Consider the following 12637-nt stretch of genomic DNA (forward strand, 5'->3'; position numbering starts at 1 on the left):
ACCAAGTTAGCTGAGGGCGTGCCCGCGGCATTCATCCAACGATAAGCGGAAAGTGACCCTTCTTCCCACGACAAATGGATAACTCTACCTGATTAGCACAGGCTTTTTCTACAGCCATCGTACCTGGAAAGGATCAGGTACGCTTCTTTTTATGATTGAATCGTTTCTGTCTGCATAGTCTTGGAAGGCTGGACGTGATGATTCTTCCAAAAATAACCGACCAATCCTCCGATCACGGCCGGCAGTATCCAGCCAAGGCCGATATCGTAAAACGGAAGGTAGGTTGCATAGAGGTTGTTGACCGATTCCAGCCACTCGGTGGCAATTGATGGGATAGTCCCCACAAGGGCGTTGTATCCATCGATGATGCTGACGAAAAAGGTTAGCCCCATGGCTCCAGCATAAACGGTCCGCTTATGGTTGAACATTTTAGAGCTGAGACCGAGCAGAATAAGAACGATGGCCAGCGGATATAAGAACATCAGTACAGGAACCGCATACTCGATGATATTCGTCAGCCCAACGTTTGCCACGATAAAGGAAAACAGGGATAACACAAGGACGAACGTCTTATAGCTGACTTTCGGATAGATCGTATGGAAAAATTCACTGCAGGCAATGATCAGACCAATGCACGTTTTCAAACAGGCCAGGATGATGATCAAGGCAAGCAGGATGGAACCATAGGATCCGAAGTAGAACTGAGAGACCGCTGCAAAGGTCAATCCGCCGTTCTCAAACTGTCCGACGGCTGTTGTACTGGATGCCCCCATATACGTAATCAATCCGTAAATCAGTGCCATCAAACTCATGGCAAACAATCCGGATTTCCACGTTGTACTCGCAATCGCTTTTGAGTCGGTAATCCCAAGACGGCGGATCGCATGAATGACCACAATGCCGAAAGCGAGAGCGCCGAGCGCATCCATCGTATTGTAGCCTTCCTTGAAGCCGGTCATAAACGGCATGGCTTCATAATCTCCTGTTGGGGCACCGAAGCTTCCCATCGGATTGATGATGGCTGTAACGATAAGAATGGATAAGAACAGTAAAAAGGTCGGAGTCAGATACTTCCCGACGATATCCATCACTTTTGCCGAATTCAGAGAAAAGTAGTAGGCCGCCGCAAAAAAGATAAAGGTGAAAACGCCGAGCCAGATAGTCGCTGATCCTTGGTCAAGGAAAGGTTCAAATCCAACGACAAATGGGACGGTAGCTGTTCTTGGAATCGCGAAAAAGGGTCCGATGGTTAAGTATAATAAAAGAGCAAACCCCGTTCCGAATAATGGGTGGACCCGGCTGGCCAAGTCGTGAAGGCCGCTGCTTCCGGATAAGCCGATGGCAAGGATACCCATGAACGGTAGTCCGATGGCTGTGACGAGAAAACCGATCAAAGCCGGCCAGAAGGAAGTTCCAGCAAGCTGTCCAAGCTGAATCGGAAAAATCAAGTTCCCAGCTCCGAAAAATAACCCGAACAGCATCGTTCCAATCATGATGTAGGTGGAAATAGAAGTTCGTTGCTGCATATGCATGTTCCTTTCTTCGATGTAGTCGTCATTCGCTGAACGAATAAAGATTATCCTACCAAGAATCGATGGAAGGAACAATAGCCTTACCGCAATTCGTTGAAATTATTTGTCTTTTTCAAAAATGGCATCGTTTTCTTTGGAATCATCTGGATAGAGACCCGTTTCTGCCCTCGATATTAGATGATTTTTTTGACTTTCGCAGAGTGGTCATGCATGATATTTCCGTAGGAGATTTTTCCGAATGTACGGAAAATATGGGGATCATCCAGGCGGGTCATCGTGGTTGAATGGCAGAAGCCTGAAATCGTACACATGGAGGAAACAAAAATGAAAAAAACGTGGATTTGGATGGCTGTTGCAGCCGCCGTTGTCATTGTGATTGGCGCCATTGCTTTATTAAGCGGAGGCCAGTCAAGTGAAGATACAGCGGATCGTTATGAAAATCAGCCATACTTAGGTGAAGAGAGCGCAGAAGTAAATATTGTAGAATTCGGGGACTATAAGTGTCCGTACTGTAAGGATTTTGAGTCTGGATTCTTTCCATTGATTGATGAGCAGCTGATACAAACCGGTGATGTGAAATTTTACTTTATTCAATATCCATTTATCAACGCTGACTCCGACCGCTCTGCTGAGTTTGCTGAAGTCGTTTATGAGGAGCTTGGAAACGAGACCTTCTGGGAATTTCATGAATTGATGTATGAAAAGCAGGAGCCGGGAACCGAGCAGCAGGAAGTTTACACCGAAGATTACTTATATGACACACTCGCAGAAGTCGTCAGTGAAGAAGAAGCACAGTCTGTTCTTACCGCCTATCAGGATGGGGCCGGAGAAGGAGCGCTTGACCGTGACCTTGACTGGGCTGGTGACTGGGATGTCACTGGCACGCCGACACTCTTCGTTAATGGTGAAAAGTTCGAAGGCAGCTCCATCGATGACCTCGTTCAAATGGTTGAGGAAGCAAAATCGGAATAAAAAGAAAAACCTGCAGCAGGCTAAGTTCAGGCCTTGCTGCAGGTTTTTTTATGGTTCCAAATCTCCATAGGTGGTCCCCCACTTATGCATCTGTTCAAGAATCGGCATCAACGTTTTCCCCATATCTGTTATGGAGTACTCGACTTTTGGAGGGACGGTATCATATTGGAAGCGGATGATGAATCCATCCTCCTCCAGTTCTTTCAGCTGCTGGCTCAGCACCTTATGGGAAATGCCGGGAAGCAGGTTCCTCAAAGCGTTGTAGCGAAGCGTGCCGTCTACGCTCAAGTGCCAGAGAATGACGGTTTTCCACTTGCCGCCGATCTTTTTCAATGTATATTCAATGGAGCATTTAAGCTTTCCATTATCGTCCATCGGTGCCTTCATAAACGGGCTCCTTTCTAACCTTTTGGTAAGCCTCTTACTTTAAAGTGCGTTCTTCTCAAACGTCTAAATCTAACTATAATGGAATTTGTAAAGGAAATAAAACAAGGAGGAATTAACAATGATGACTTTTCCAAGATCTTTTTCCCATATTGGACTTTCTGTCCCGAATTTAGATGAAGCGGTTAAATTTTATACGGAGGTATTTGGCTGGTATGTCATTATGGAGCCTTCAGAAGTGAAAAATGATGACACAGCGATCGGCCAGATGTGCCGTGACGTCTTCGGAAACGACTGGGAGCAGTTCCGCATTGCCCACCTCGCTACAGGTGACCGTATCGGTGTCGAGATGTTCGAATTCCCGGAGAACGAGCAGCCGGAAAATAATTTTGAATACTGGAAGACAGGCATTTTCCATTTCTGCATCCAGGACCCGGATGTGGAAGGCATGGTTGAAAAAATTAAAGCCCACGGCGGAAAGCAGCGCATGCCGATTCGTGAATACTATCCTGGAGATAAGCCGTACCGGATGGTTTATGTTGAAGATCCGTTCGGCAACATTTTTGAAATTTACTCCCACAGCTATGAGCTGACGTATTCTGACGGAGCTTACTAATAAACGAGCGCCCTTGTCCTTGCAGACAGGGGCGTTTCTTTTTATGGTAAGGAGAAGGAGGGAGTCTGATGAATGTGATGGATCTACTAAGAAAGGGGTCTGAGAAGCAGCGGCACGTCCTGCAGCTGTTTCAAGAGCTGAACATCGATGCACAATTCAAGGAAAACCACCCGGTCATTTGTGGAACCATTCCACTCGGGATTGATTTGGAGGATTCCGACGTTGATGTCATCATGCAGGCAAAAGATCTTTCCCTTTTAATAAAGAAATGGAAGTGTCTGTATGGTGATTTTTCCAATTTTAAAACCGCTGAAAAATACATACGAGGCCGTAAGATCGCAAAAGCCAATTTCCGCTATGGGGGATTGGAGTGGGAGCTGTTCGCTCAAAATCAGCCTGTGGCCGAGCAGAATGCCTGGCTTCACATGTTCATTGAATACTGTATCCTCCGTGAGGATCCTTCTCTCAAACTCATCATTCTTCAGAAAAAGAAAGACGGCTTTTCCACGGAAGCAGCATTCTGTGGTCAATTAGAAATAGAAGGAGATCCATATGAAGGGCTGCTTGCGTATGGAAAAAAAAAAGGGGTGGATTTGAAAATATTCTGTTTATTCTGCGGGTGTTCTGTTTTATAATTATATCAAATAGATATATATCATGATGATATAAAAGGAGAAGCCTATGAAGGAAAACCATACCCCTTATGCCTTGCTTGGCTTGATGACAGCAGGATTTCACACAGGCTATGAGATGAAGCGGATGATGGATGGGAGCTTGAATCATTTTTGGAAAATCAGCTACGGGCAGATTTACCCGACGCTTAAGAAACTGGTGGAGGAGGGGCGTGCCGACGTTAAAGTCACCTCACAGGAAGGCCGGCCGGATAAGAAGGAGTACATCATAACTCCGTCCGGTGAAGAAGAGCTCCGCTCCTGGTTGATGAAACCGGTGGAAGATCTTCCAGTGGAGAAAAATGAACTGCTGCTGAAGCTGTTTTTCAGCCGGAATCAGGAGAAATCAGTCATTCTTCATCAGTTGGAAAGCTACAGGGAAAAGCTGTATAAGAAGCAGCATACGTATCAGAGCATCAAAGAAATGCTGCTGAGGGAGGAGTGTCCGTCGGAAGACGCGCCGTTCTGGATCATTACACTGGATTACGGCCTTGCAACGACGGAGGCAGCTGTCGAATGGTGTGAGAAAACGAAATCCCGTATCGATGAAATGAAGGAGGAGTAACGTGGGGAAACAAGTGTTTCAAGGACGTTATACGACAGAAACGGCAGGAGAGGAAGGGTTTGTCGTTTTTCTCATCGGGATGAGGATCAATAAATGGCGGGCGGTACACAAATGGCTCCCTGTGCTCCGGGCGATGCCGCCGATGATCAAGGAGCTGTATACACAAAAAGACATGGGGTTTCTTGATATGGAGAACTTTTTCACAGGCCGAACCGTGCTGATGGTGCAGTATTGGGAATCAGAGGAAGCCTTGATGGACTATGCCCGTGGGAAAAAGCACAGGCAGGTGTGGAAGAAGTTTTACCAACTAGCCGGCGATACAGAAGAAGTCGGCATCTATCACGAAACATATCTTCAGAAACCGGGGCAGTTTGAATCGATCTATGGAAACATGCCGAAATTCGGGCTGGCTAAAGCCATCGGTCATACGGAAATCACCCCACAGACCATTTCAGCGCGCCGGCGCTTAAAAAGTCACGCTGCCGCAAAAGGGTGAAAAACCCTCCTACATGCTTGTAGAGAAATCCAGCGTTTTTAAGTGCCTTCAGCTCAACGCATGGTGAGCTCACGAGGAGAGTTCAGTGATGAGGCCGTGCCCACGGCAGGCATCCACTGATAAGCAGAACGTGACCGCATAGTCTGACCGAAAAGCATGCACAGATAATCAGCTGTGTGTAATGAATATCCAGAAACCCGGATCAGCTGGTCCGGGTTTTTTATTTTGTTCTTGCCTTCTTTGTAAGTTTTATGCTATGTTCTATGTAACCGGTTACACAATGCAGGAGTGAAGCTATGGTAACAATTAAAGATGTAGCGAAACATGCGGGGGTGTCCGTGGCTACGGTATCACGTGTGTTGAATAATAATGGCTATGTAGGAACAGAAACAAGGAAGAACGTGATGGCGGCTATTGAAGAGCTGAATTACAGCCCCAACGAAGTGGCGCGGTCGCTTTATAAGCGGGGCTCCAGATTGATCGGCCTGCTTCTTCCTGATATAACAAACCCATTTTTCCCTCAGCTGGCCAGAGGAGTGGAGGATGAGGCCGGTCGCCAGGGCTTCCGTCTTCTGCTCGGGAACAGTGATGAGGATATCGAAAAGGAAATGGACTACATTCAAACCTTTGTTCAGAATAATGTGGTTGGCATGATTACAGCGACCAACCACGTTGATTATGATATGTACCAGTCGCTGGATCTCCCGCTGGTCCTGCTTGACCGTACGTCAAGCAGTTATCCCGCTGTCTACGCAGACGGCCGGGAAGGAGGAAGGCTCGCAGCAGAGACCCTTATTAAAAAAGGGGCGCAGCGGGTGACGCTCGTCAAAGGCCCTGCCCACGTTAAACCCGCGGTTGACCGCTACCGGGGCGCCATGGAGGTTCTCGGGGAAGCGGACGTGGATTTTTCCGTCATGTCAACAACCTCCTATGCTTTTGAAGAAGCTTTGAACTGGGCTGAGGAGCTGTTTCAGAAATTCCCTGAAACCGACGGCATCATTGCCAGTAATGATATTGTCGCCATCGCCATCGTCCATGAAGCGTTGAAGCGGGGGAAAAACATCCCCGGGGATCTGCAGATCATCGGCTATGACGATATCCCACAAAGCCGTTTGTCCTATCCGCCGCTGACGACCATCCGCCAGCCGGCTTATGAAATGGGTAGAAAAGCGGCTGAACTGTTAATACAAAGAATTGGGCACCCTCAACAAGAGCACCGGTCCATTCAAATGCCGGTAGAATTGATCCAACGACATACAACACGAAAGGATGATCAAGAATGAAAAAGCCGACCATCGCTGTCATTGGCAGCTCTTCCATGGACCTTGTCGTCTCCTCTGACAAACGGCCGGAGGCAGGTGAAACCGTATTAGGTAAAGCATTTGATACCGTGCCCGGGGGCAAGGGAGCGAACCAGGCGGTCGCAGCCGCACGTCTGGGAGCAGATGTCTATATGATCGGATGTGTAGGAGAAGACACCTACGGAGAAGAAATTACAGCCAATCTGAAGAGTAACGGTGTTCACATCGACTATGTGGAACCGGTTACACATGAAAGAAGTGGAACGGCCCACATCATCTTAGCAGAAGGCGATAACAGCATCGTCGTCGTCAAGGGAGCGAACGACCATGTCACTCCGGAGTATATTGAAAAAGCAGAAGAACTTTTGAAGAATAGTGATCTTGTCATGATTCAGCAGGAAGTGCCGGAAGAAACGGTTGTTCATGCCGCAGAGCTGTGCTCGCGTTATGGCGTGCCTTTATTGTTAAATCCAGCTCCGGCAAGACCTGTACCAGAAGTGGTTCTGGATCAAGTCAGCTACGTGACACCGAATGAACATGAAGCCGCTGTATTATTCGGTGGACTGGCTTTATCAGAGGTGCTGCAGGCACACCAGAATAAATTGTTCATCACCGAAGGCGCAGCCGGCGTCCGCTACCACAATGGCAGACAGGAAGTTCTAGTGCCGTCCTTCCCGGTCAAGGCCGTCGATACGACGGGAGCGGGTGATACCTTTAACGCCGCCTTTGCTGTCGCCATTGCCGAAGGAAAAGAGACGGAAGAAAGCCTGCGTTTTGCCAACCGTGCGGCCAGCTTGTCTGTCACCGGCTTCGGAGCCCAGGGCGGAATGCCGTCCCGTCAGAGCGTTGAGGAGGGACTGGAGTCATGAAGAGACATGGCATCTTGAACAGCAGCATTAGTAAAGTGCTCGCCGATCTCGGTCACACCGATCGGATCGCCATCGCTGATGCTGGCCTTCCAGTTCCGCCGGGGACACTTAAGATCGACCTTGCGTTAAAAGAAGGAGTACCGGGGTTTATGGAAGTCGTACAGGTCATGCAGGAAGAGATGAGTGTAGAAAAAGTGACAACAGCGGAGGAGATGGTGTCCAACCCTGCTGTTCATCAGAAAATGAAAGAAATGTTCAAAGGTGTCGAGATGGACGAACGTACCCATGAAGCGTTCAAGCAGGAGCTGACAGATGTCAAAGCAGTGATCCGTACTGGTGAAATGACACCTTATGCCAACTGTATCCTGCATGCCGGGGTCATTTTCTAAAAAGGGGTGAGACGATGCATATTACGATGAATCAGATTCATAAAGCGTTTGGATCGAACAAAGTGCTGGAAGGCGTGGATATCGAAATCAAAGAAGGGGAAGTCCACGCCCTCATGGGAGAGAACGGGGCAGGAAAATCGACGCTCATGAATATTCTGACCGGTCTTCATAAAAAGGATAAAGGAACAATCCAGATTGATGGTCAGGAAAAAACGTTCTCCAACCCAAAAGAAGCGGAAAACTACGGCATCGCTTTTATTCATCAGGAGATGAATGTCTGGCCGGAATTGACCGTACTGGAGAACCTGTTCATTAATCGGGAACCGGTTACATCCTTTGGAATAATCAATACGAGAAAAATGAAAGCGGTTGCGGAAGAGCAGTTTGAAAAGCTCTCCATTTCCATCCCGCTTCATAAGGATGCCGGACAGTGCTCGGTCGGGGAGCAGCAGATGATTGAAATCGCCAAGGCGCTCATGACCGATGCCAAGGTGATTATTATGGACGAACCGACAGCAGCCTTAACAGACAGAGAGATTGAAAAGCTGTTCGGCGTGATCCGTTCCTTAAAAGCCTCCGATGTTTCCATTGTTTACATTTCCCACCGGATGGAGGAAATCTTTGACGTGTGCGATCGTATTACCGTTATGCGGGACGGGCGTACCATTGATACGACACCAATTCCGGATACGAGTTTTGATGAGGTGGTGCGCAAAATGGTGGGGCGTGAACTCACCGACCGTTTTCCTGAAAGGCAGGCCAATCCGGGAGAAACCGTCCTTGAGGTGAAAAAACTGACACGTCCGGGCGTGTTCCAGGACGTCAATTTTCAAGTGAAGTCCGGCGAGATTGTCGGTGTTGCAGGATTGATGGGCGCTGGAAGAACAGAGATCATGCGGACGATTTTCGGACTCGATGGGAAATACGAGGGAGAAATTTATGTGAACGGCCAGCATGCCGTTATGAAAAATCCAGGCCAAGCGATCAAACTCGGACTCGGGTTGATTACAGAAGACAGGAAAGACGAAGGTCTCGTGCTTGATTTTCCTATTAAAGATAATATCGCCCTCCCAAGCCTGAAAAGCTTCACGAAACGGTCTCTTATCCAGGATGGCAGGGAGCTGGAGTTTGTGGAGATGTTAATCAAGCGCCTGACCATTAAAACAGAATCTGCCCATACCGAAGCGAAGAACTTATCCGGCGGGAATCAACAGAAAGTGGTCATTGCTAAATGGATCGGCATCGGACCGAAAGTGCTGATTCTTGATGAACCGACACGCGGGGTGGACGTCGGGGCAAAACGGGAGATTTATCAGTTGATGAACGAGCTGACCGATCGTGGAGTAGCTATCCTTATGGTCTCCTCTGAACTGCCGGAAGTACTCGGCATGAGCGACAGGATTCTCGTCGTCCACGAAGGCACCATTGCCGGTGAACTGGACCGGTCGGAAGCGACACAGGAAAAGATTATGACATTTGCGACAGGAGGGAACGTCCATGATGAACGCCATTAAAAAAACGAACAGCATCGGCCAGTCACTGCAGAAGCTGGGGCCGCTGGTCGGGCTTCTTGTACTTATTACCGTTGTATCCATTATAAACCCCAGCTTTTTGGAACCTTTGAACCTATTAAATCTGCTTCGTCAGGTTGCCATTAACGCCCTGATTGCCTACGGGATGACCTTCGTCATTCTCACCGGCGGCATCGATTTGTCCGTTGGATCGATTCTTGCTTTATCGAGTGCCTTGATGGCCGGGATGATGGTATCCGGCATTGATCCGATATTAGCTATTCTGATCGGCTGCCTGCTTGGTGCGCTGATGGGGGCTGTCAACGGACTGTTGATTACTAAAGGAAAGATGGCTCCGTTTATTGCAACGTTGGCAACGATGACGATGTTCCGTGGTCTGACACTTGTCTATACAGACGGGAACCCGATTACAGGACTTGGCGACAGCTATGCGTTTCAGCTGTTCGGCCGCGGCTATTTCCTTGGTATTCCCGTACCAGCGGTGACGATGCTGCTCGCTTTTGCTGTTCTTTGGGTGATTCTTCATAAAACGCCTTTTGGACGTCGTACGTATGCGATTGGTGGTAACGAAAAAGCAGCGTTTATTTCAGGAATTAACGTTTCCCGTGTAAAGGTCCTTGTCTATTCTTTAGCCGGTCTATTGTCTGCGCTTGCAGGTGCGATTCTTACCTCACGCTTGAATTCAGCACAGCCGACTGCCGGTACCTCTTACGAACTGGATGCGATTGCTGCTGTTGTGCTTGGCGGGACGAGCTTATCCGGAGGCCGTGGATTGATCGTTGGAACACTGATAGGTGCCTTGATAATTGGAACGTTGAACAACGGATTGAACCTGCTCGGGGTATCCTCCTTTTTCCAAATGGTCGTTAAAGGTGTCGTCATTATCATTGCTGTCCTCATGGACCGTAAGAAATCAGCTTAGGAGGGATGAACATGAACAAACGATTCTTACTTATGATCGGTGCAGTCCTGCTTTTTCTAAGTGCCTGTTCCCTGCAGCCGCCGGAATGGGCCAAGCCGAACAATAATAAAAATCCAGAAGATATTAAGGTAGGATTGTCTGTTTCCACCTTGAATAACCCGTTCTTCGTTTCCATGAAAGACGGGGTGGAGAAGGAAGCAGAAGCACAGGGGATGGACGTCGTTGTCGTTGATGCACAGAATGATGCAGCTAAACAGGTCAGCGACGTAGAGGATTTGATCCAGCAGGGGGTCGACGTCCTGCTGATCAACCCGACAGACTCTTCGGCGGTTTCAACGGCTGTCCAGTCTGCCAACAGCCTCGGCATTCCTGTCGTTACACTGGACCGTTCTTCTGAAAAAGGGGAAGTGGCCACTCTCGTCAGTTCGGATAACGCCAAAGGTGGGAGGATGGCCGCCGAATATATTGTGGAACAGCTTGGGGAGGACGCCAAAGTGGCAGAGCTTGAAGGAGTTCCCGGAGCCTCTGCAACGAGGGAGCGCGGAAGCGGCTTCCATACCGTGGCCGATGAGCAGTTGAATGTGACGGCTAAGCAGACCGCGAACTTCGACCGTACAGAAGGGTTGAATACGATGGAGAACATTCTTCAGGGAAATCCGGATTTGGAAGCGGTCTTTGCCCACAATGATGAAATGGCTCTTGGTGCCTATCAGGCTATTCAAAGCTCCGGCCGTGATGTACTTGTAGTTGGATTTGACGGAAACGAAGATGCGATGACGAGTATTCAGAACGGAAATCTTTCCGCAACGGTCGCTCAGCAGCCGGAACAGATCGGCTCGCTGGCTGTCCAGGCAGGAGCCGATGTGCTGCAGGGAGAGGAAGTAGAGGAAACGATTCCGGTTCCTTTGAAACTCGTAACGACAGAGAATATCGACGAATAACTGGAACCCCTGCGTTTGGGATAGTGGAGCTGATCAGAATCAGTGCTCACGTTCCGATTATTCGTGGTGAGTCTGTTCCCGAATGCACCATTGTACACTTTGGATTCACGAAAAATCTGTCAGGAATTTTCGAACCACCTTGAAGAGACAGCCATAAGGCTGTCTCTTTCTGTTTTTACTTGTGTTTTACCATGTGGTTTGTAATACTGACAGGAAATAGGACGAAGGTAGGATTGATGACAACCGGCCTCTGTTTGACGAATAGCCAGATCCTTGAAACCATTGAACCTGGCTTACGAAAGCGGTTGGGGCAGGGCCGTTTTCTTTCCTTCAGCTTGCGAAACGAACGATCTTTTTTTACGCGCGTTTCATTTTTCAATACGAGAAATAATCTATGAAACGATGCACCACAGAGATAGGAGGGAGTCCTTTGCGTAATATTCTAATCAAATTTATCCGACTTGATAAAACGACGCTGCTGATCGGCTCTTTCCTGATCATTTTCGGCAGTACGTTCACAATCATGTGGATCGAGCCTGAAACCTTCACGAGTTTCCATGACAGCCTCTGGTGGGTGATGACGACGATATCGACCGTCGGTTATGGAGACATCTCCCCACAAACAACCGCTGGTAGAAATTTTGCAATGCTGCTTTACCTTGTCGGTATCGGTGTGCTGGGTGTGGTCATCAGCCTGATTGCCAATGCGATGGGGATTTTTAAAAAGCGGAAGGAGGAAGGGAAATTGAGTTATCACGGTAAAGACCACATTGTCATTGTCGGCTGGTCCAAAAAAGCGGCGCTGGCCATTGATGAAATCCTGCTGGCCGATAAAGAGACAGAAATTGTTCTTATCGATGAGGTAGAAAAAGAACCTCTCAACATGAAACGTGTCCATTACATAAACGGCAGCCCGATGAAAAAGGATGTTCTTGACAAAGCCAATCTTGAAAACAGTAAAAGTGCGATCGTTTTTGCGACAGACTGCTCGGACAGTTCGAGGCTTGTCGACGGCAACTCGCTGCTCGTTGCCGCAGCTCTGGAAAAGAATGCTCCTCACGTCCATACAACGGTCGAGGTGCTCGACCGCGACCACGTTCCGATGTTCAAGCACAGCAAAGTAGATGAGGTCGTTTTATCCGATGAGTTTGTCTCCCGTATGCTCGTCCGCTCTTCATTCCAAAAAGGCGTTTCCGGGTTATTCAATCAGCTCATCAGCCGGGAGTCCGGTTATGATCTGCGCCAGATTGAAAGAAAAGAAGAATGGAAGACATACCGAGATGTTGTCGAGGATGTCACGTCCCAAGGGGGCAATGTCATCGCCGTCGGAGAAAACATGGACATTTATAAACATTTGGATGAGCCGCTTCCTGAAGGGGCGCATATCCGTGTCGTCTGTGATAAACAAACGTATGATGCGCTCTGCTGATCCCTTAGAGTATTGAAA

14 protein-coding genes are annotated in these 12637 nt (G+C 48.4%); 12 read left to right on the forward strand and 2 right to left on the reverse strand.

Features of this window, described 5'->3' with window-relative positions; translation table 11 throughout:
* Window positions 1-149: 149 nt before the first annotated feature.
* The gene (brnQ, locus tag H615_RS0103935) at window positions 150-1526 is read right to left on the reverse strand and encodes a branched-chain amino acid transport system II carrier protein (protein ID WP_027953919.1); all 1377 of its coding nucleotides are present in this window, start codon (window positions 1524-1526) and stop codon (window positions 150-152) included.
* 330 nt (window positions 1527-1856) lie between these two features.
* Between brnQ and H615_RS0103940 the strand changes: the two genes are divergently transcribed.
* The gene (locus H615_RS0103940; protein ID WP_051254631.1) at window positions 1857-2504 is read left to right on the forward strand and encodes a DsbA family protein; all 648 of its coding nucleotides are present in this window, start codon (window positions 1857-1859) and stop codon (window positions 2502-2504) included.
* A gap of 48 nt (window positions 2505-2552) precedes the next feature.
* Here H615_RS0103940 and H615_RS0103945 read toward each other — a convergent pair whose 3' ends face one another.
* Complete coding sequence (locus H615_RS0103945) at window positions 2553-2891, reverse strand: winged helix-turn-helix transcriptional regulator (protein ID WP_051254583.1); 339 nt, start codon at window positions 2889-2891, stop codon at window positions 2553-2555.
* A gap of 121 nt (window positions 2892-3012) precedes the next feature.
* Between H615_RS0103945 and H615_RS0103950 the strand changes: the two genes are divergently transcribed.
* From H615_RS0103950 to H615_RS0104000, 11 genes are all read left to right on the forward strand, one after another.
* Window positions 3013-3504, forward strand: a complete 492-nt coding sequence (locus H615_RS0103950; protein WP_027953922.1) for a lactoylglutathione lyase family protein — start codon at window positions 3013-3015, stop codon at window positions 3502-3504.
* Window positions 3505-3572: 68 nt separating this feature from the next.
* Window positions 3573-4139 carry a DUF4269 domain-containing protein gene (locus H615_RS20855; RefSeq protein ID WP_051254584.1) on the forward strand — a complete coding sequence of 189 codons (567 nt, stop codon included), beginning with the start codon at window positions 3573-3575 and terminating at the stop codon, window positions 4137-4139.
* A 46-nt stretch (window positions 4140-4185) separates the two neighbouring features.
* Entirely contained in the window at window positions 4186-4740 is a 555-nt protein-coding gene (locus H615_RS0103960) for a PadR family transcriptional regulator (RefSeq protein WP_027953923.1), read from the forward strand.
* A gap of 1 nt (window position 4741) precedes the next feature.
* The gene (locus H615_RS0103965; protein WP_027953924.1) at window positions 4742-5236 is read left to right on the forward strand and encodes a DUF4188 domain-containing protein; all 495 of its coding nucleotides are present in this window, start codon (window positions 4742-4744) and stop codon (window positions 5234-5236) included.
* A 296-nt stretch (window positions 5237-5532) separates the two neighbouring features.
* Window positions 5533-6519 (forward strand): LacI family DNA-binding transcriptional regulator, encoded by a 987-nt coding sequence (locus H615_RS0103970; protein ID WP_027953925.1) that lies wholly within the window; start codon window positions 5533-5535, stop codon window positions 6517-6519.
* A complete protein-coding gene (rbsK, locus tag H615_RS0103975; RefSeq protein WP_027953926.1) occupies window positions 6516-7406 on the forward strand; it encodes a ribokinase in 891 nt (296 codons plus the stop codon). Before H615_RS0103970 ends, rbsK begins: the two co-directional genes overlap by 4 nt.
* Window positions 7403-7795: a D-ribose pyranase gene (rbsD, locus tag H615_RS0103980; RefSeq protein ID WP_027953927.1), complete on the forward strand. Its 393-nt coding sequence runs from the start codon at window positions 7403-7405 to the stop codon at window positions 7793-7795. Before rbsK ends, rbsD begins: the two co-directional genes overlap by 4 nt.
* 14 nt (window positions 7796-7809) lie before the next feature.
* Entirely contained in the window at window positions 7810-9309 is a 1500-nt protein-coding gene (locus H615_RS0103985; protein WP_027953928.1) for a sugar ABC transporter ATP-binding protein, read from the forward strand.
* Window positions 9293-10249, forward strand: a complete 957-nt coding sequence (gene rbsC / locus H615_RS0103990) for a ribose ABC transporter permease RbsC (protein WP_051254585.1) — start codon at window positions 9293-9295, stop codon at window positions 10247-10249. The genes H615_RS0103985 and rbsC overlap by 17 nt, the downstream gene beginning before the upstream one ends.
* An 11-nt stretch (window positions 10250-10260) precedes the next feature.
* Window positions 10261-11190: a ribose ABC transporter substrate-binding protein RbsB gene (rbsB, locus tag H615_RS0103995; RefSeq protein ID WP_027953930.1), complete on the forward strand. Its 930-nt coding sequence runs from the start codon at window positions 10261-10263 to the stop codon at window positions 11188-11190.
* Between the two features lie 430 nt (window positions 11191-11620).
* Window positions 11621-12619, forward strand: coding sequence for a potassium channel family protein (locus H615_RS0104000; RefSeq protein WP_035531241.1), 999 nt, complete (start codon window positions 11621-11623; stop codon window positions 12617-12619).
* Window positions 12620-12637 lie beyond the last annotated feature (18 nt).

This window comes from Halobacillus kuroshimensis DSM 18393 (assembly GCF_000425705.1).
Lineage (GTDB): Bacteria > Bacillota > Bacilli > Bacillales > Halobacillaceae > Halobacillus > Halobacillus kuroshimensis.

Excerpts from the sequence above, each read along its gene's own strand:
- rbsB (WP_027953930.1), top strand. The coding sequence starts at position 10,261 with ATGAACAAACGATTCTTACTTATGATCGGTGCAGTCCTGCTTTTTCTA.
- rbsK (WP_027953926.1), top strand. The coding sequence starts at position 6,516 with ATGAAAAAGCCGACCATCGCTGTCATTGGCAGCTCTTCCATGGACCTT.
- rbsD (WP_027953927.1), top strand. The coding sequence starts at position 7,403 with ATGAAGAGACATGGCATCTTGAACAGCAGCATTAGTAAAGTGCTCGCC.
- rbsC (WP_051254585.1), top strand. The coding sequence starts at position 9,293 with ATGATGAACGCCATTAAAAAAACGAACAGCATCGGCCAGTCACTGCAG.
- H615_RS0103960 (WP_027953923.1), top strand. The coding sequence starts at position 4,186 with ATGAAGGAAAACCATACCCCTTATGCCTTGCTTGGCTTGATGACAGCA.
- H615_RS0103970 (WP_027953925.1), top strand. The coding sequence starts at position 5,533 with ATGGTAACAATTAAAGATGTAGCGAAACATGCGGGGGTGTCCGTGGCT.
- H615_RS0103985 (WP_027953928.1), top strand. The coding sequence starts at position 7,810 with ATGCATATTACGATGAATCAGATTCATAAAGCGTTTGGATCGAACAAA.
- H615_RS0103945 (WP_051254583.1), bottom strand. The coding sequence starts at position 2,891 with ATGAAGGCACCGATGGACGATAATGGAAAGCTTAAATGCTCCATTGAA.
- H615_RS0103940 (WP_051254631.1), top strand. The coding sequence starts at position 1,857 with ATGAAAAAAACGTGGATTTGGATGGCTGTTGCAGCCGCCGTTGTCATT.
- H615_RS0103950 (WP_027953922.1), top strand. The coding sequence starts at position 3,013 with ATGACTTTTCCAAGATCTTTTTCCCATATTGGACTTTCTGTCCCGAAT.
- brnQ (WP_027953919.1), bottom strand. The coding sequence starts at position 1,526 with ATGCAGCAACGAACTTCTATTTCCACCTACATCATGATTGGAACGATG.
- H615_RS20855 (WP_051254584.1), top strand. The coding sequence starts at position 3,573 with ATGAATGTGATGGATCTACTAAGAAAGGGGTCTGAGAAGCAGCGGCAC.